Here is a 16,289-nt window from a genome sequence, read left to right as displayed (position 1 = left end):
CGCCCCTCAGGGGGTGGACCCGCCGCCCTGCTCCTCCAGGAGCACGGTGAAGTCGGCGGTGTCGGCCGCCGCAGGGGGCTCGACGGCGACCTCGGTGCCGTAGTCGCTGTAGTGCGCGGTCTGGCGGTACTCGCCGGCCGTCGTGCGGCCCTTCTCGACCTTCTTGACCAGCAGGTCCCGGTCGTCGACCCAGATGTCGACGGTCTCGCCGGTGACGCCGGCCTGCTCCAGTTGCTCCTTGAGGGCGCTGTCGGACACGTCCGCGATCTCGACGGTGCCCGAGTAGTGGGTGGCGGGCCGCCCGTCCACGGTCTCCTCGCCGACCGTGTGCACGTCGTCGGAGTCCAGCAGCAGCCGCACCGACCGGTCCGGGGTGATGTTGCGCATCTGGTCGGCGAAGTTCGCGCCGGCGCCGAGTCCCTGGAGGTCGGCGTAGGCGTACCGGATCCAGTGCTTGCCGCCGGTCCGGGCGGCGAAGGCCTCGCCGGTCCGCGCGTAGTAGGCGTCGGAGAGGTAGCGGGCCTCCATGGTGGTGATGCCGAGCTCACGCATCGTCTCGGCCGTCGTGCCGCCCGTGTACGTGATGGTGAGGGTGCCGGTGAGCCCGTCGCCCCAGCCGAGGGCGCCGGTGGCGTCGAGGGAGAGCGTGGTGCCCATGACGGCCGAGGAGCGCACCGCGGCCGACCCGGCGCGTTCGGTGGCCCGCTCGGCGGCGAGCAGGGCCGGGCGGGAGGCGGGTGCCGCCGTCCGGTCCGCGTCCTCCTGGGGCTGTGGGGAGGAGGTGCAGGCCGTCACGGCGGCCAGTGCGGCCACCACCGCCAGTGAGAGCCCCCCGCGGCCCGCCGTCCACTTCATCGGTCCCCCCTGTGCGTCCGCCGTGTCCGCACGCTAACCCAGGGCGCGCCACCCCGGCAGGGGAACGGGAACGGGCCCCGCACCTGGACAGGTGCGGGGCCCGTGACCGACTTCGGTGAGCGCTCGGCTCAGACCGCGGCCGGGTCCTCCTCGGTGAGGAGGTTGCGGGTGCGGTTCGGGTCGACCGGGATGCCGGGGCCGATCGTGGTGCTGATCGCGGCCTTCTTGATGTAGCGACCCTTGGCGGCGGACGGCTTCAGACGGAGGATCTCCTCCAGCGCCGCGCCGTAGTTCTCCACCAGCTTGCTGTCGTCGAACGACACCTTGCCGATGATGAAGTGCAGGTTCGAGTGCTTGTCGACGCGGAACTCGATCTTGCCACCCTTGATCTCGGTCACGGCCTTGGCCGTGTCCGGGGTGACGGTGCCGGTCTTCGGGTTCGGCATCAGGCCACGGGGACCGAGCACGCGGCCGAGGCGGCCGACCTTGCCCATGAGGTCCGGGGTGGCGACGACGGCGTCGAAGTCCAGGCGGCCCTTGGCGACCTCGTCGATCAGTTCGTCGGAGCCGACGATGTCGGCGCCCGCGGCCTCCGCGGCCGCAGCACGGTCACCGGTCGCGAAGACCAGGACCCGGGCGGTCTTGCCGGTGCCGTGCGGCAGGTTCACGGTGCCACGGACCATCTGGTCGGCCTTGCGCGGGTCGACACCCAGACGGAAGGCGACCTCGACGGTGCCGTCGAACTTGGTCGTGGAGGTCTCCTTGGCGAGACGGACGGCCTCGAGCGGGGCGTAGAGCTTGTCCCGGTCGACCTTGGCGTCTGCAGCGCGGAGAGACTTGCTGCGCTTGCTCACTACTGCTCCTGTGTGCTGAAGAGGAGTCGTGGTCCGGGCCGAGCGGGCCCTGCCACGTGCGGCCGGAGCCGCGTTTTCTACGAAGGTGCTACGGGGCTGGGGGTCAGCCCTCGACCGTGACGCCCATGGAACGCGCGGTACCGGCGATGATCTTCGCGGCGGCGTCCAGGTCGTTGGCGTTGAGGTCGGGGAGCTTGGTCTGGGCGATCTCGCGGACCTGCGCCTCGGTGATCTTGGCGACCTTGGTCTTGTGCGGCTCGCCGGAGCCCTTCTCGACACCAGCGGCCTTGAGGATCATCTTCGCGGCCGGCGGGGTCTTGGTGACGAAGGTGAAGGAGCGGTCCTCGTAGACCGTGATCTCCACCGGGATCACCCAGCCACGCTGCGACTCGGTCGCGGCGTTGTAGGCCTTGCAGAACTCCATGATGTTGACGCCGTGCTGACCGAGCGCGGGGCCGACCGGCGGGGCCGGGTTCGCCGCACCGGCGTTGATCTGGAGCTTGATAAGCCCCGTGACCTTCTTCTTCTTGGGAGGCATTACTCTCCGGGTCCTTTCGGTTCGGGTCCTGCCCGCGCTCGGGGACACCCCCGGACACAGGCATACCGCACAACGATAACGGGTATGGATGCGCGGCCAAAAAACGACCAGGTCAGGAGGCCCGCTCGGGACCGACCTGACCTGACCTGCTCAGGGGCGCGGGGAACTGCGCGAACAGCCCCACCGGCCCGCGGGCGACGAACGACCGACTCAGTTCTTCTGAATCTGGTCGAACGAAAGCTCGACCGGGGTCTCGCGGCCGAAGATCTCGACGAGGCCCTTGACCTTCTTCGAGTCGGCGTTGATCTCGTTGATCGTGGCCTGGAGCGTGGCGAACGGACCGTCGGTGACGGTGACCGAGTCGCCGACCTCGAAGTCCAGGACCTGGACCTCGACCTTGCGCTGCGGAGCCGGCTTGCCCTCGGCCTCGGCGGCCTCGCGGGCGGCCTTCTCCTCGGCCTCCGGGGCGAGCATCTTGACGATCTCGTCCAGGGTCAGCGGGTACGGGTCGTAGGCGTTGCCCACGAAGCCGGTGACGCCGGGGGTGTTGCGGACGACGCCCCAGGACTCGTTCGTCAGGTCCATGCGGACGAGGACGTATCCCGGGAGCTTGTTCTGCTTGATCGTCTTGCGGTCGCCGTTCTTGATCTGGACGACCTCCTCCTGCGGCACCTCGGCCTGGAAGATGTAGTCCTCGACGTTCAGCGAGACGGCGCGCTGCTCCAGGTTGGTCTTCACCCGGTTCTCGTAGCCGGCGTAGGTGTGGATGACGTACCACTCGCCGGGCAGGGTGCGCAGCTCCTCGCGCAGGGCGGCGACGGGGTCGACCGGCTCGGCCGGCTCTTCCTCGGCCTCGGTCTCGTCCTCGGCGGCGGCCTCGTCGGCCTCCTCCTCGTCCTCGTCCTCTTCCTCGACGTGGAGCGCGGCTTCCTCGGCGGGCTCGCCCGCCTCGGCGTCGGCAGCCTCGAACTCGTCCAGGTCCTCGTCCGCGCCCTCGACGATGTCGAGCTCGTCGTCGACCTCGTCGGGCTCGATGGCGTCGTTCAGGTTCTGGTCAGACACGGTGGCTGCTTCTTCCTGGATACATAGGGGTGGAACACGCGAAAGGGGCGCCGATCACCCGGCGCCCTTCGCTCTCGGCTCAGCCGAAGACGTACTTGGCGGCGTGGCTGAGTCCATAGTCAATCACGGTCACCAGGCCGATCATGATGACCACGAAGACGATCACCACGGTCGTGTACGTCGTCAGCTGGCTCCGCGAGGGCCAGACCACCTTGCGGAGTTCCGCGACGATCTGGCGGTAGAAGAGGGCGAGCCGCTTCAGCGGGCCCTTCTTGGCGCGCTTGCCGCCCTTGCGGGCCTTCTTCTGGGCCTCAGGCACCTCGTCCTGGGCATCAGGCGTATCGATGGAGCCCACGGCATCCGCCATTCGTCCTCACCTGATTCCGGGTCGTGGCCGTGCCGCGCCCGGTTTGAGCCGCACGGCGGTGCATTGCTGTACGTACATGCGCACACATCCCTGGCGAAGGTGTGTGTAGCAGGGCCGGAGGGACTTGAACCCCCAACCGCTGGTTTTGGAGACCAGTGCTCTACCAATTGAGCTACGACCCTTTGTGGTGTCCCCCAACGTACCGCATCCGCCCGGGTGCTCGGTGTGCACCGCTCGTGGCACGGCTGTAGAGGGCCAACGACGTAGGAGTGTACGTGGTCCCGCGCGCTCCGTCGAACGGAAAGTGCCCTGTGGGGTGCCCCGGGTGGGAGATCGTCGGGAATCCGCCGGAAGATCACGCAGGCCACCGCCCGGACGGCGCCCGGATCCGCACGGGTGTCCAGTGGTCTGCCCGCGGATGTTCAGTCCGTGAAACCCGTGTGCCGGGCCGGTTTCGTGTCTGAAAACATGGGGTCCATGAGCGCTGCAACCCCTCCCACCGAGCGCCGGGTCTCCGCCCGAGTCGGCGCGATCTCCGAGTCCGCCACCCTCGCCGTGGACGCCAAGGCCAAGGCCCTGAAGGCCGCCGGGCGTCCGGTGATCGGCTTCGGCGCCGGTGAGCCCGACTTCCCGACCCCGGACTACATCGTCCAGGCCGCGATCGAGGCCTGCAAGAACCCGAAGTACCACCGCTACACGCCGGCCGGCGGCCTGCCCGAGCTGAAGGCCGCGATCGCCGCGAAGACGCTGCGCGACTCGGGCTACGAGGTCGACCCGGCGCAGATCCTCGTCACCAACGGCGGCAAGCAGGCCATCTACGAGGCCTTCGCCGCGATCCTCGACCCGGGCGACGAGGTCATCGTGCCCGCGCCCTACTGGACGACGTACCCCGAGTCGATCCGCCTCGCGGGCGGCGTGCCGGTCGAGGTGGTGGCCGACGAGACGACCGGTTACCGGGTCTCCGTGGAGCAGCTGGAGGCCGCGCGCACCGAGAAGACGAAGGTCGTGCTCTTCGTCTCCCCCTCCAACCCGACCGGCGCGGTCTACGGCGCCGAGGAGGCCGCCGCGATCGGCCGCTGGGCCGTGGAGCACGGCCTGTGGGTGCTGACGGACGAGATCTACGAGCACCTCGTCTACGGTGACGCCGAGTTCACCTCGCTCCCGGCGCTCCTGCCCGAGCTGCGCGACAAGTGCATCGTGGTCAACGGCGTGGCGAAGACGTACGCGATGACGGGCTGGCGGGTCGGCTGGATCATCGGCCCGAAGGACGTGGTGAAGGCGGCGACGAACCTCCAGTCGCACGCCACGTCGAACGTCTCCAACGTCGCGCAGGTGGCCGCTCTCGCGGCCGTCTCCGGTGGTCTGGAGGCGGTGGCGCAGATGCGCGAGGCCTTCGACCGGCGCCGCAGGACGATCGTGCGGATGCTCAACGAGATCGACGGCGTCCTGTGCCCCGAGCCCGAGGGCGCGTTCTACGCGTACCCGTCGGTGAAGGGCCTGCTCGGCAAGGAGATCCGCGGCAAGCGCCCGCAGGACACCGTCGAGCTGGCGGCGCTGATCCTGGAGGAGGCCGAGGTCGCGGTCGTCCCGGGCGAGGCCTTCGGCACGCCGGGCTACCTGCGTCTGTCGTACGCGCTGGGCGACGAGGACCTCGTCGAGGGCGTGAGCCGGATCCAGAAGCTGCTGGCCGAGGCCAGGGACTGACGTCCCCCCTCGCCGCGTACGGGCCGTCTCCCTCCGGGAGGCGGCCCGTTTCTTCGTGCGGGCAAGCCCCCGTAGGGGGAATCCGCTTCCGGGACCCGGGCGCCGTACGGCAGGATCCTGGGATGGAGCGTGTACGTGATGTCTCTGAGCTGCCGAAGGCCCATCTGCACCTGCACTTCACCGGATCGATGCGGCCCGCCACCCTGCTGGAGCTGGCCGACAAGTACGGGGTGCGCCTGCCCGAGGCGCTGACCGACGCGCTGCACGGCGGGGAGCCGCCGATACTGCGGGCGACGGACGAGCGGGGCTGGTTCCGCTTCCAGCGCCTGTACGACGCGGCCCGTTCGTGCCTGCGGCAGCCCGAGGACATACAGCGCCTGGTGCGGGAGGCCGCCGAGGAGGACGTGCGGGACGGCTCGGGCTGGCTGGAGATCCAGGTCGACCCCACCTCGTACGCCCCCCGGCTGGGCGGGCTGATCCCGGCGCTGGAGATCATCCTGGACGCGGTGGAGACGGCGTCGCGGGAGACCGGGCTGGGCATGCGGGTGCTGGTCGCCGCCAACCGGATGAAGCACCCGCTGGACGCGCGGACGCTGGCCCGGCTGGCGGTGCGGTACGCGGACCGGGGCGTGGTCGGCTTCGGGCTCTCCAACGACGAACGCCGGGGCATGGCCAGGGACTTCGACCGGGCCTTCGCCATCGCCCGCGAGGGCGGCCTGCTCTCCGCCCCGCACGGGGGCGAGCTCACCGGCCCCGCCTCGGTCCGCGACTGCCTGGACGATCTGCACGCCTCGCGGATCGGGCACGGGGTGCGCGCGGCGGAGGACCCGCGGCTGCTGAAGCGCCTGGCCGACCGGGGCGTGACCTGCGAGGTGTGCCCCGCCTCGAACGTCGCCCTGGGCGTCTACGACAAGCCCGGGGACGTACCGCTGCGCACGCTGTTCGAGGCGGGCGTCCCGATGGCCCTGGGCGCCGACGACCCGCTCCTGTTCGGCTCCCGGCTGGCGGCCCAGTACGAGCTGGCCCGCCGGCACCACGCCTTCACGGACGCGGAGCTGGCGGAGCTGGCCCGCCAGTCGGTGCGGGGTTCGGCGGCGCCGGAGGAGGTCCGGCGCAAGCTCCTGGAGGGGGTGGACGCCTGGCTGGCCTCCTGAGAGCCCCCGGGGGCCGGGGGACGGCGGTTCAGCCCGTGCCCGGCGGCGGGCCCACTTCCGGCAGCAGCGGGTAGCGGGCCGACAGCCGCATCGCGCCCTCCGTGACGGCGGGGTCACGGGAGGCCGACTGGACCCCGTCCAGGTAGGCGTGGGCGGCGGCCTCGTACACCGCGTCCACGGCGGCGAGTTCGTGGAGCAGCGCCTGTTCGCGCTCCCGGTGCCGCTGCGCCAGCGTCTCCTGCTGCCGGCGGGCCGCCGCCACGGCCGCCTCCGCGCGGGCCAGCGCGGTCGCCGCCTTCTCCAGCCGTCCGCCGTGGTGCCGGTAGGCGGCGACGAAGGGGTGCTCCTCGGTCATGGCGAGCAGGAAGGCGATGCCGCCGGACAGCAGGAGCAGCGCGATGAAGGTGTAGCTGACGGTCTGCTGGTCCAGGCCCAGGTCGTCGAGGAGGCTCGTCGGCTCGGTCGCCTCGGTCGGCTCGGCACCGTACTGCTGCGCCAGGTCCGTCAGGAACGTCGACGACGAGTCCAGGACGATGCTCCGCGCCCGCATGTCGCCCAGGTACCAGGCCGCCGAGGCCCAGACGGCAAGGATCAGGGCCGCGGCGGGGATCACGATCCACAGCGAGCCGGTGCCCGCCCGGCGGCGCCAGCGGCGGCCCGCCTGGTAGGGGGCCACGATCATGGCCGCGCCGATCGCGATCGACAGCAGCAGGGCGCGCCATCTGCCGTCCTGCGTGCCCTGCTCCAGCGACAGGAACAGGCCCAGGTACACGGGGAGTTCCACGAGGGCCAGCAGGACGGTCAGGGCCCGCCGGGGCCAGGCGGCCATGGCCGCCGTCTCGGTCAGTCCCTCCCAGGCCGGGCGCGGCCCCGCCGCGAGCGGGGCCGACGCGGTGACCTGTACGGAGTCGTCGTCCCAGTCGGTCTGGACGGTGCCGTGGCCCTCCGGGGCGTACGGGTCGTCGTATCCGCCGTCCGGGCCGGTGCGGGCCGGACGGCGGGTGCCTATCCGGGCCGCCAGCCAGGGCAGCGTCCGGTCACGGCGGTCCTCGCGGGCGGCGAGCCGGGTCGCCACCTGGTCCAGCCGGCCGACCGCCGCCTCCTGCCGGGTCGCCTCCTCCTGGTGCCGTGCCCGCGCCCGGCCCGCCTCGGCCTCGCACCGCGCCGTCCGCGCGTAGAGGTCGGCCGAGGCGCGCAGCTGCTCCTCCTCGTGGCCGTGGTGCAGGGCTCTGACCCGTTCCCGGGCGTGACCGCGCAGGCCGATCAGCCGGCCGAGGTAGGGCAGCCGGTGGGGGGAGGCGAGGACGTACGGGTTGAGGGTGCCTCTGCCCGCGGCGTCGCGGCCGGCGTCCTCGGCGGACTTGAGCAGGCGCTTGCCCTCACGGGTGTCGGTCGGCGGCACGTCGCCGCGCGTCGGGGCCGCGCTCCCGCGGCCCATGCCCGGCGCCCGGCCCTCGCCGCCACGCCGCAGCCACCGGGCGTACGGTGCCCGGCGGGGCTCCTCAGGCCCCGTATCCGTCGTCGACATCGACCTTCACCTCCTCCTCCAGCACCTGCTGCCAGAACTGCTCCATCTGCTCGACGCGCTCGGGGGTGGTCTTGCCACCGCGCATCGCGAAGCCGACCCGGTAGACGGTGGTGTGCGGCAGGTCCGGCAGGCCGCGTCCGCTCACCAGGGCGTTGACCGCGGTGTCGCGCTCGGCGTCGGTGGCGAGTTCGTAGCGGGACAGCTTGAAGTCGGGGTCGGCCTGTTCGAAGTCGCTGATCACCAGGACGTGGAAGGTGCTGTCGGCCTTCGTGCGGGGGACGTCGGCGGCCCGCTCCAGCCCGCCGAGGACGTCGGAGCCGGGCTGGCGTTCGCGGGCGCACTTCAGCATGTCGTCGGCGCCCTTCTTGGCGATGGCCCGGGTCGTCTTCCACAGCTTGGTGCCGCGGTCGGACCGGGTGTACTCGTCCGGGTCGATGTCCACCCGCTTCACCTGGCACGAGGAGGCGACGGACGCCGAGGTGATCGGCGCGAAGGACAGGTACTTGCACTTCTTGGCGGCCAGGAAGGGGAGCAGGGTGTCGTCGAGCTTCTCCTGTGCCCGGAAGCCCTCCTTGTCGCTGCCGGAGCCGGAGCCGTCGAGCACGACGGCACAGTCGGCGGAGAGCCGCTCCTCCTCGTCGAACGGCCCGTCCGGGCCACAGGCCGCCAGCAGCAGTGCCGCCGCGCCCACGGCCCCGGCCGTGCGTACCCGTCGGGCGCGTGTCGCCCTGGTCATCTCGTCCCCCACTCCGCCCGGCCGGCGATGCTGCCCGCCGGTCCGTGGTCCTGTCTCCGTTGCCGTTCCAGAAGCTGCAGTGCCCTGGGGACCGGCGGTGTGTCGAGCCGCCAGTCGGGTTCCCCCGTCCAGGTCGCGTCCAGTACCAGGTCGCTCGGCCGCGCGCCGGGCGGTGTCGCCTCCGCGCGTTCCTCGAAGGGCACGCGCAGGCGGTCCTCCTTGCGGGCGTAGGCGGCCTCGTAGTGGGCCAGTTCCTGGTCGGCGCAGGCGGCGAGGGCCCGGCCGCGCTGCTGGCAGGCCGTCACCTCCGTGCGCCAGCGGGACACCCAGCCGCCGAAGCGGGCCAGGGCCGCGGGCACGGGTTCGTGCTGTTGGTCGTACTCCGTCACGATCCGCCCGGCCTCCGCGCAGATGCGGTCGACGAGGGCCGCGTGCTCGGTGTGGAAGCGTGCGCTCAGCTCTTCGAGCGCCAGCACGAGCCCCAGCCGCACCTGCTGGGTGTAGTGCTCGATGCCGATCCGGGCCGCCGCGTCGCGCCGGCCGCGGCGGCCGGCCCGCCATCGGGTGCGCGCGGTGACGCGGCTGCGGCCGTAGTCCGTCGGGACGGACCTCACCCCACTCATATGCCCTCCCCTCGGGTCCCCCTCCCCGAAATTAATGGCCAAAGCTTGAGGCCTCGGCGTAATCGGGGATTTGCGGCGCAGCCTAGGGGATAAACGCTTCCGGCAGGAGGGATTTCTCCCGGATACCGCGCCCGTCCGGAAAACAGCCGAAGATCGACCGGCGAACGACCGGAAGGGGGCGGGCGCCCCTGAAAAACTTCGGGAAACCCCCGGCCGGAACCGGAGTGAAGCCAATACGCTTCCCTTCTTCACGCACGCCGGGTGGGCCGTGCGCGCCGGTAGGGGGCCGGCGCGCACGGCGAAAGCGAATAGATCTTCGAATAATCGGGGGATACATGGGGGGCAACGCCGGGGAGTACGGGGCCGGGGGGACTCATGGGACGCGGGACGCCGGATGTGACAGCGGGAACGTGACCGGGGCCGTGCCCGGGACCGGGGCCGAGACCGGGAACGTGACCGGGGCCGTGCCCGGGACCGGGGCCGAGACCGGGAACGTGACCGGGGCCGTGCCTGGGACCGGGGCCGAGACCAAGACCGGCACCGGAAGCGTGACCGGGACCGGGACCGGGACCGTCGCCGGTGGCGTGACCGGGACCGTGGCCGGTGGCGGTGGCGGTGGCGCGCGGCGCGTGCAGGTCGCCGACGCGTACTTCCCCGTGGAGACCCTCGGGCCCGGCCGCCGGCTGGTCCTCTGGTTCCAGGGCTGCGCGCTCGCCTGTCCGGGCTGCATGTCACGGCACACCTGGGCCGCCGACGGCGGACGCGCGGCCACCGTGGCCGACCTGCTGGAGCTGTGGGATGTGGCGCTCGCGGACGGAGCCGAGGGGCTCACGGTCAGCGGCGGGGAGCCGCTGCACCAGCCGGACGCCCTGGCCGCCCTGCTCCTGGGGGCGGGCCGGCTGCGGCTGGCCCGCGGCTGGCCGGACGCCGACCTGCTGGTGTACACCGGACACGAACCGGACGAGGTGCCGCCGCGGGTGTGGGCGGCGCTGGACGGCGCCGACGCGGTGGTCACCGGCCGCTTCCGGGTCGCCGAGCCGACGGACCTGGTCTGGCGGGGCTCGGCCAACCAGCGGCTCGTCCCCCGCACCCCCCTGGGCGCGCGCCGGTACGCCCCGCACCTCACCCGCACCTGTCCGAGGGGGCCGCGGGTGACGGTCCGCGCCGACGGCACGCACGCGCGCGTGTACGGCGTTCCGGCGCGCGGTGAACTCCGCCGTCTGGAACGCTCCCTGAGGGCGACGGGCCTGCGGCTGACCGACCCGAGCTGGCGTCCATGAGGGAGCCGGTGAACCGGGAGGCCCGTGCGCTCCCGTCCTCAGCCCTCCTCCGGCGGCTCCGCCTCGAACAGCCGCGCCGCCTCCGGGTGGCGGGTGACCACGTGGACCTGCCAGTCGGGGTCCGCGGTGAGGGCGTCCTCGACGGCCCAGCGCAGCCAGGCCGCGCTCGTCCTGCGGTCGAGGCCGCCACGGCCCGCGCCGAGCAGCGGGAAGCACAGGGAGCGCAGACCGGCGTGGCCGTCGGCGCGTTCCTGGCGGGCGCGGGCGAAGCAGGCGGCGACCGCGGTGGCGATGCTCTGCGGATCGACGCGGTAGCCCAGCCCCTCGGGGACGGCCAGGGCCGCGTGGTAGACGCGGCGCACCCCGCGCGCCGCCAGCGCGCCGGGGCCGGTCGACACCACGGTCCCCGCCCGCAGGGGCAGCACCCCGGGCCGGGCCCGTGCCCAGGCGGCGAGTTCCTCCGCGAGGACGTCGGTCACCGGACCGTCCGCCGCGCAGCCCACGGCCGCGGAGCGGCGCAGCGCCCCGGAGACGGTGGGCCGGAAGGACTTCGACATCTCCAGGTGCACGTTCTCCGACGAGACCAGTATGTCGATGTTCCGCAGCAGTTCGATGGGCGCTATGTGCACGGTGACGCGCCGGCTCCCGGCCCGTCCGGGCAGCCCGAGCCGGGGGACGAGGGCGGGAGCGTCGGCGGCCTGGGCCCCGGCGCCGTCCGGCCGGGCCGTGGGGCCGGACGGCTCGCGTGCCTCCGCCAGCACCGCCCCGGCCAGCTGCTCCACGACCTGGAGCTCCTGACTGTGCCGGAACCGCTCGGGCGTCACCCCGTACACCAGGGCGGCGGCCCGGCGCCGCTCGGCGGCCGGATCACCTCGGCGGCCGGGCAGCAGACCGTACGTGCACTGCGCGGCCCGGCCGATCAGATCGTCCGCGCCCAGGCGCCGCGCGGCCGCGCGGAGCAGCCGCTCCGCGCCGTCGGCCAGGTCGTCCTCGCCGTGGGCGTACCCCGCGTACAGGGTGGCGGCCCGCAGCCCCTCGGGCACCAGCGACTGGAGCGCCGGGAGCCCTCCGCGGCGCAGCAGCCGCAACTCCTGTACGAGGTCGGCGCGCTCGGGCAGACCGTCAGGCTTCTCGACCGTCATGAAGGCCAAGATATCCGTGCCGGCGGCACGGCCGCCGGGCCTTCTCGCAGTACTGCCCGGATCGAATCCTTCGGCCGCCGAAGGATTCGGAATTCCCCGTTCCCCGGTGCGCCGGGAGAAAGGCCCGCCGTCCTTCCGGCGCGGTCGTCCTCTCCCGTCGTCCCACCCGCAATCCACCGGGGCCCGGAATTCCCGCCGGACCGACGCCGAATGGGACGTCCCCGACTCCGTCCCCGCATTGCCCCTCGTCCGCTCGTGGACCACCTCGTCCCTTTCACCCGCAGGTGAATGCCATGACCTTTCCCGTCGACCCGACCACCGGCGTCGACCCGCACGGATTCCAGGCCGCGGATCCGGACGACGGGCTCGCCGCGCCGACCCTCGTCGACCCCGAGCCCTCGGCCCGCGCCGCCTTCCAGCCCGATCCGCGCCCCGACCCCGACCGGCTGCCGCCCTCGCTCGCGGACCGCTTCCACCTGCTGGAACCGCTGCCCCGGCACGGGGAGCGGACCGAGGACCGCAAGGCGGAGGCGGCCCGCTCCGCCGAACTGCGCGCGTCGGTGTTCCGCGTCCAGGACCGCCGCTCCCCCGGGCAGCCCGTACGGGTCCTGAAGTGGTTCCACCCCGCCGCCGCCCCCGACCCGAAGGTGACCTCGCTGCTCCGGCCCGGCCTGCACCCGGGGCTGTCGTACGTGGTGGAGGAGGGCACGGCCGACGGGGCGCCGTACCACGTGCTGCCCTCGCACGGCAGCACCGACCTCGCCGCCTACCTGCGCGGCCGGGACGGCCACCGGATGCCCGCGGACGGGATACGGACGATGGTGGCGCGGCTGCACGAGGCGCTGACCGCGCTGCACGCGGCGGAGGTGGTGCACCGCGACGTCAAGCCGTCCAACCTGGTGCTCGGCGACTACGACCACCCCGCCGGGAGCCTGGTACTGGTCGACTTCGGGATCGCCGTGACCGGACCGTTCCCGGTCACCGCGCCCGGCGGCTGGTCGGGCACCCTGCGCTACGCGTCGCCGCAGGCCGTCCTGCACCGCGCCGCGGTACGGCCCGAGGACGACTGGTGGGCGCTCGGCATGGTCGTGGCCGAGGCCGCGCTGGGCCGGCACCCCATCCCGCACCTGGAGCCGAGCACCGTGGGCCAGGCGGTCATGGACGGCGACTTCGCGCTGGAGCGGATCGGGGACGCGCGCATCCGCCTGCTGTGCGAGGGCCTGCTCACCCGGCGCCTGGAGAACCGCTGGGGCGGACGGCAGGTCGGGGACTGGCTCGCCGAGGACCGCCCGGACCCGCTGGTCGTCCCCCCCGTTCCCGGCCCCCGTACGGCACCCGGTCCGCAGCCCGCCCCGGACGCGCCCGCCTTCTCGCACGAAGGCCGGACGTTCACCGCGACCGAGCCGCTGGGGGCGGAGTTCGACGCGCACTGGGACGCCATGGCCGCCCGGCTGAACCGGGGCCGGGAACGGGCCCGGCTGCGCGCCTGGCTGGAGACGTTCCGGCCCGACGGGGACGCTCCGCGCGCCGAGGCCCTGGACCGGTTGCTGGAGGGGTTGCAGCGCCGCCCCGCCCCGGGCACGCTGATCGACCTCATCACCTGGCTGGCGCCCCGGCAGGAGCCCTCCTACCGCGGTCTCCCGCTCGACATGGCCGACCTGCCCGATGTCGCCGCCAACGCGGCGGCCGGCGACGGCCAGTGCCTCTCCGTCGTGGCCGACCTGCACGAGCACCGCCTGCTGCCGCTGCTCGGGCGCCGCCGGGGCGGCGAGGAACTGGCGTACGTCGACCGGCGCTGGCAGGACCACGACCAGCAGTGGCGGGAGGCCGCCGGGCGGATCGACCACATCCCCGAGCTGGCCGACGACCGCGACCGGGTACGCGCCGCCGTCGCCGTACGGCCCCGGCTGACCGCGGAACTGCTGCAACTGGCCGCCCGCCCGGCCCCGTTCCTCCAGCACCTGCGCCGGCAGGTACGGCGGGCGCGGGCCGCGCTGCCCGCCCCGGTGCCCTGGTTCACCCGGCTGACCGGGAGCACCGACCCGGTGACCCTGCTGCTCGCGCTGCGCCTGCACCACCTGGCGCTGGAGCAGGCCCGGCAGCGGTGGCGCGCCGACCAGGAGGCACGGCTGATGCAGGCGACCGACCGCCACGCGCAGCACTGGCTGATGGTGATGCGCCGGCTGGAGCTCCCCGTCGTGCTGGGCCGGGCCGCCGGCGGGGCCCTCCTGCTGTTCTTCCCGCACACCTTCGTGGTCGCCCTGGCCGACCTCTACGACGCCCCGCAGGCCACGGTGGTCACCGCCTGGCTGCTGAGCGTCCCGTGCCTGGCCGCGCTGCTCGCCGTCGAGTGCTGGACCGCCTGGTACATCGGCTACCGCTACCACCCCGACTTCTCGCTCATGGGACAGATCAGCCGCCGGTCCGAACCGTTGACGCGCCGGGTCCGGGGCCGGGGGTGGCGCCGGATGGTCCGGGCGGTGCCCGTGCTCCTGGTGCTGGCGGCCGTGTTCGGCGCCGCGTGGGGCACGTTCCGTGTCGCGGCGTGGATCTGGCCCCTGGCCACCGTCCTCGGGCTGCTGGTGTCGGCCGGGTGGCGGGTGCGGGCCTGGCGGCGGCACCTCGCGGAGGTCCGCGCGCGTCCCCTGGCGGCCCCGGGACCCACGGAACCCGACGAAGACAGAGACGACGACAGAGACGAAGACAGAGGAGGAACGGCGTGAGCGGCGCCTGGGCGGGCACAGATCTCTTCGCCGTGGTCCCGGACGTCTCGGCGTCCGGTCTCGACCAGGCGGCGACCCTGTACGACCCCACCGGACTGTCCGACCCCACCGGACTGTACGACCCCACCGGACTGTACGACCCCACCGGACTGTACGACCTGAACAGTGCCGCGGACGCGGCCGGCGACCACGCGTACGACGCGACCGGGCACGTCCTGGACCAGGCCTCCGACGCCCTGGGCCACGCGGCGGACGCCGTCACCGACCAGCTCCAGGACATGATCGTGCCGGCGCTCGTCGGACTCGCCGACCTCAGCGGCGCGCTGCTCGCGACCCGGCTGGCGCTGCGCGGCTCGGTGGCGCTCGCGGAGTTCAACAACAAGGTCGCCGCCGAGCAGCGCGCCCTCTCCCGCAGACAGCAGCTGCTGGAGACGGGCAGCGAGTGCTGGCGGCGCGCGGCGGAGACCGCGGCCTGCGTCAACGCCCGCATCGCCGTCCTGAACCTCCAGCCGTCCGGGCCGGACGGTCCTCCGGTGCCCGCGCCGGTGCAGCCCGTCGGCGTGCCCCTGGACCGCCTGTGGCAGCGGCTGGCGGCCACCGAGCAGGCGCTGCGCCGGGCCGAGGCCCACCGCGCGGCCCAGGCCACGGGACGCCTGCCCTTCCAGTACCGCGACGACCCGGCGAGCGCCGCCTGGTACGACGGGCTGCGCCGCCGCCGGCTCGACGCGCTACGGCGGTACGTCGACGGGGGACCGCCGCCCGAGAAGCAGTCCGAGGAGCAGCGGTCCGCCGAGCCGGCTCCGCCCTCCGCCGCGCTCACCGAGGACGACGTCCTGCGCGAGGGCGCCCGGCTGCTGGCCCGGTTGCCGCTGTCCCTCTCCTCCGAGAGCCGGGACGTGATCGACGACTGTCTGCTGGAGGCACGGCGCGCCGTGACCCGGCGGCCCTCGGCGGTGCGCCGGTACCTCGACGAGGCGGCGCTGCTCGCCGGCCACGAGTCCGAGCGTGCCGAACGCGCCGAGACGAACCGCCGGGACGCGGCACTCCGGCTCGACGTGCTCCGCTCCCCCGCGCCCGACGGCATCGACCCGCTGCCGGACGCCTCCGCCGCCGTCGCCGTACTGGAGCGGGTGCTGCGCGAGGGCGAACCGGCCTCCGCGGCGGACGAACTGACCGTGCAACAGGCCCTGTCGGCCCGCTCCGCCGCCCTGCACCGGGCGTACGTGGCCGCCGCGCTGCGGCGGGCGACCGAGCGGTGGGCGGACGGCTCGGTGCACGCCCGCGCCGACGCCGAGCACTGGGACTTCGCGCCGGCCGCCTGGGGCGGCCACTACTGGCTGCGCTTCCGCCTGGCCGGCAACGGCCAGGCCCGGGTCCTCACCATGCGCCGCCCGGTGCCGCCCGGCGAGGCCGACGACTGGGCCGCCCTGGACGCCGAGCGGTGCGCCGAGAGCGAGGCGTACGTGAAGCAGCTGGGCGAACTCACCCAGGCGGAAGGCGTCCGCGCCGGCTTCGCCTGGGCTCCGGGTCCCGTCCTGACCGGCGACCCGGCGCCCGGCCTGGCGGTCACCGCCGCCCCCGGTCAGGCGCACCGGGCCGACGCCGACCGCACCGGCCACGGCGCCGCGCGGCCCTCCCGCCGTCCCTCCGTCCGCCCCCGCCACCGCCGCCACGACGGCGGCGACAGCTGACGGCCCCGACCGGCGCCCCACCCACCGACGTC

At 73.7% G+C, this 16,289-nt stretch carries 14 protein-coding genes and 1 tRNA gene; 5 read left to right on the top strand and 10 right to left on the bottom strand.

Translation table 11 applies throughout. The annotated features are described in order from the left end of the window. Positions 1-6: 6 nt before the first annotated feature. The 6 genes from ACFYWQ_RS05910 to ACFYWQ_RS05885 form a co-directional block, all read right to left on the bottom strand. Positions 7-855 carry a hypothetical protein gene (locus tag ACFYWQ_RS05910; RefSeq protein WP_389513234.1) on the bottom strand — a complete coding sequence of 283 codons (849 nt, stop codon included), beginning with the start codon at positions 853-855 and terminating at the stop codon, positions 7-9. Positions 856-983: 128 nt separating this feature from the next. After that, entirely contained in the window at positions 984-1,709 is a 726-nt protein-coding gene (gene rplA, locus ACFYWQ_RS05905; RefSeq protein ID WP_389513232.1) for a 50S ribosomal protein L1, read from the bottom strand. Positions 1,710-1,812: 103 nt separating this feature from the next. Next, on the bottom strand, positions 1,813-2,247 hold the full coding sequence (gene rplK, locus ACFYWQ_RS05900) for a 50S ribosomal protein L11 (protein WP_311696792.1): 435 nt from the start codon (positions 2,245-2,247) through the stop codon (positions 1,813-1,815). 210 nt (positions 2,248-2,457) lie between these two features. After that, positions 2,458-3,309 carry a transcription termination/antitermination protein NusG gene (gene nusG, locus ACFYWQ_RS05895; protein WP_389513230.1) on the bottom strand — a complete coding sequence of 284 codons (852 nt, stop codon included), beginning with the start codon at positions 3,307-3,309 and terminating at the stop codon, positions 2,458-2,460. A 79-nt stretch (positions 3,310-3,388) separates the two neighbouring features. After that, on the bottom strand, positions 3,389-3,676 hold the full coding sequence (secE, locus tag ACFYWQ_RS05890) for a preprotein translocase subunit SecE (protein ID WP_389513228.1): 288 nt from the start codon (positions 3,674-3,676) through the stop codon (positions 3,389-3,391). Between the two features lie 109 nt (positions 3,677-3,785). Further along, positions 3,786-3,858: transfer RNA gene (locus ACFYWQ_RS05885), tRNA-Trp, on the bottom strand. Between the two features lie 295 nt (positions 3,859-4,153). Between ACFYWQ_RS05885 and ACFYWQ_RS05880 the strand changes: the two genes are divergently transcribed. Together ACFYWQ_RS05880 and ACFYWQ_RS05875 are read left to right on the top strand one after the other, a co-directional pair. Beyond that, positions 4,154-5,380 (top strand): pyridoxal phosphate-dependent aminotransferase, encoded by a 1,227-nt coding sequence (locus tag ACFYWQ_RS05880; protein WP_389513226.1) that lies wholly within the window; start codon positions 4,154-4,156, stop codon positions 5,378-5,380. 122 nt (positions 5,381-5,502) lie between these two features. Beyond that, the gene (locus tag ACFYWQ_RS05875) at positions 5,503-6,534 is read left to right on the top strand and encodes an adenosine deaminase (protein ID WP_389513224.1); all 1,032 of its coding nucleotides are present in this window, start codon (positions 5,503-5,505) and stop codon (positions 6,532-6,534) included. 28 nt (positions 6,535-6,562) lie between these two features. Here the strand turns inward: ACFYWQ_RS05875 and ACFYWQ_RS05870 are convergent, their stop codons facing one another. The 3 genes from ACFYWQ_RS05870 to ACFYWQ_RS05860 are packed head-to-tail and all read right to left on the bottom strand — an operon-like array spanning position 6,563 to position 9,421. After that, the gene (locus ACFYWQ_RS05870) at positions 6,563-8,062 is read right to left on the bottom strand and encodes a hypothetical protein (RefSeq protein WP_389513222.1); all 1,500 of its coding nucleotides are present in this window, start codon (positions 8,060-8,062) and stop codon (positions 6,563-6,565) included. Beyond that, the gene (locus tag ACFYWQ_RS05865) at positions 8,037-8,798 is read right to left on the bottom strand and encodes a hypothetical protein (RefSeq protein WP_389513220.1); all 762 of its coding nucleotides are present in this window, start codon (positions 8,796-8,798) and stop codon (positions 8,037-8,039) included. The genes ACFYWQ_RS05870 and ACFYWQ_RS05865 overlap by 26 nt, the downstream gene beginning before the upstream one ends. Continuing rightward, positions 8,795-9,421, bottom strand: coding sequence for a hypothetical protein (locus tag ACFYWQ_RS05860; RefSeq protein ID WP_389513218.1), 627 nt, complete (start codon positions 9,419-9,421; stop codon positions 8,795-8,797). The genes ACFYWQ_RS05865 and ACFYWQ_RS05860 overlap by 4 nt, the downstream gene beginning before the upstream one ends. Before the next feature lie 506 nt (positions 9,422-9,927). On the opposite strand from ACFYWQ_RS05860, the gene ACFYWQ_RS05855 reads away from it, so the two are divergent. Further along, a complete protein-coding gene (locus ACFYWQ_RS05855) occupies positions 9,928-10,701 on the top strand; it encodes a 4Fe-4S single cluster domain-containing protein (protein WP_389513217.1) in 774 nt (257 codons plus the stop codon). Positions 10,702-10,739: 38 nt separating this feature from the next. Here the strand turns inward: ACFYWQ_RS05855 and ACFYWQ_RS05850 are convergent, their stop codons facing one another. After that, entirely contained in the window at positions 10,740-11,843 is a 1,104-nt protein-coding gene (locus tag ACFYWQ_RS05850) for a macro domain-containing protein (RefSeq protein WP_389513215.1), read from the bottom strand. A gap of 293 nt (positions 11,844-12,136) precedes the next feature. On the opposite strand from ACFYWQ_RS05850, the gene ACFYWQ_RS05845 reads away from it, so the two are divergent. Together ACFYWQ_RS05845 and ACFYWQ_RS05840 are read left to right on the top strand one after the other, a co-directional pair. Then, entirely contained in the window at positions 12,137-14,566 is a 2,430-nt protein-coding gene (locus ACFYWQ_RS05845) for a serine/threonine protein kinase (protein WP_389513214.1), read from the top strand. Continuing rightward, positions 14,563-16,257: a hypothetical protein gene (locus tag ACFYWQ_RS05840; RefSeq protein WP_389513211.1), complete on the top strand. Its 1,695-nt coding sequence runs from the start codon at positions 14,563-14,565 to the stop codon at positions 16,255-16,257. The genes ACFYWQ_RS05845 and ACFYWQ_RS05840 overlap by 4 nt, the downstream gene beginning before the upstream one ends. Positions 16,258-16,289: the final 32 nt, after the last annotated feature.

Source organism: Streptomyces sp. NPDC003247, from assembly GCF_042888135.1.
Classification (GTDB): Bacteria; Actinomycetota; Actinomycetes; order Streptomycetales; family Streptomycetaceae; genus Streptomyces.
This window is presented reverse-complemented; position numbering and strand designations above follow the sequence as displayed.

What these genes read in the sequence shown, in the direction of transcription:
- ACFYWQ_RS05865 (WP_389513220.1), bottom strand. Translation starts at nt 8,798, where the DNA reads ATGACCAGGGCGACACGCGCCCGACGGGTACGCACGGCCGGGGCCGTG.
- ACFYWQ_RS05870 (WP_389513222.1), bottom strand. Translation starts at nt 8,062, where the DNA reads ATGTCGACGACGGATACGGGGCCTGAGGAGCCCCGCCGGGCACCGTAC.
- ACFYWQ_RS05910 (WP_389513234.1), bottom strand. Translation starts at nt 855, where the DNA reads ATGAAGTGGACGGCGGGCCGCGGGGGGCTCTCACTGGCGGTGGTGGCC.
- secE (WP_389513228.1), bottom strand. Translation starts at nt 3,676, where the DNA reads ATGGCGGATGCCGTGGGCTCCATCGATACGCCTGATGCCCAGGACGAG.
- ACFYWQ_RS05845 (WP_389513214.1), top strand. Translation starts at nt 12,137, where the DNA reads ATGACCTTTCCCGTCGACCCGACCACCGGCGTCGACCCGCACGGATTC.
- ACFYWQ_RS05860 (WP_389513218.1), bottom strand. Translation starts at nt 9,421, where the DNA reads ATGAGTGGGGTGAGGTCCGTCCCGACGGACTACGGCCGCAGCCGCGTC.
- ACFYWQ_RS05875 (WP_389513224.1), top strand. Translation starts at nt 5,503, where the DNA reads ATGGAGCGTGTACGTGATGTCTCTGAGCTGCCGAAGGCCCATCTGCAC.
- ACFYWQ_RS05850 (WP_389513215.1), bottom strand. Translation starts at nt 11,843, where the DNA reads ATGACGGTCGAGAAGCCTGACGGTCTGCCCGAGCGCGCCGACCTCGTA.
- rplK (WP_311696792.1), bottom strand. Translation starts at nt 2,247, where the DNA reads ATGCCTCCCAAGAAGAAGAAGGTCACGGGGCTTATCAAGCTCCAGATC.
- ACFYWQ_RS05880 (WP_389513226.1), top strand. Translation starts at nt 4,154, where the DNA reads ATGAGCGCTGCAACCCCTCCCACCGAGCGCCGGGTCTCCGCCCGAGTC.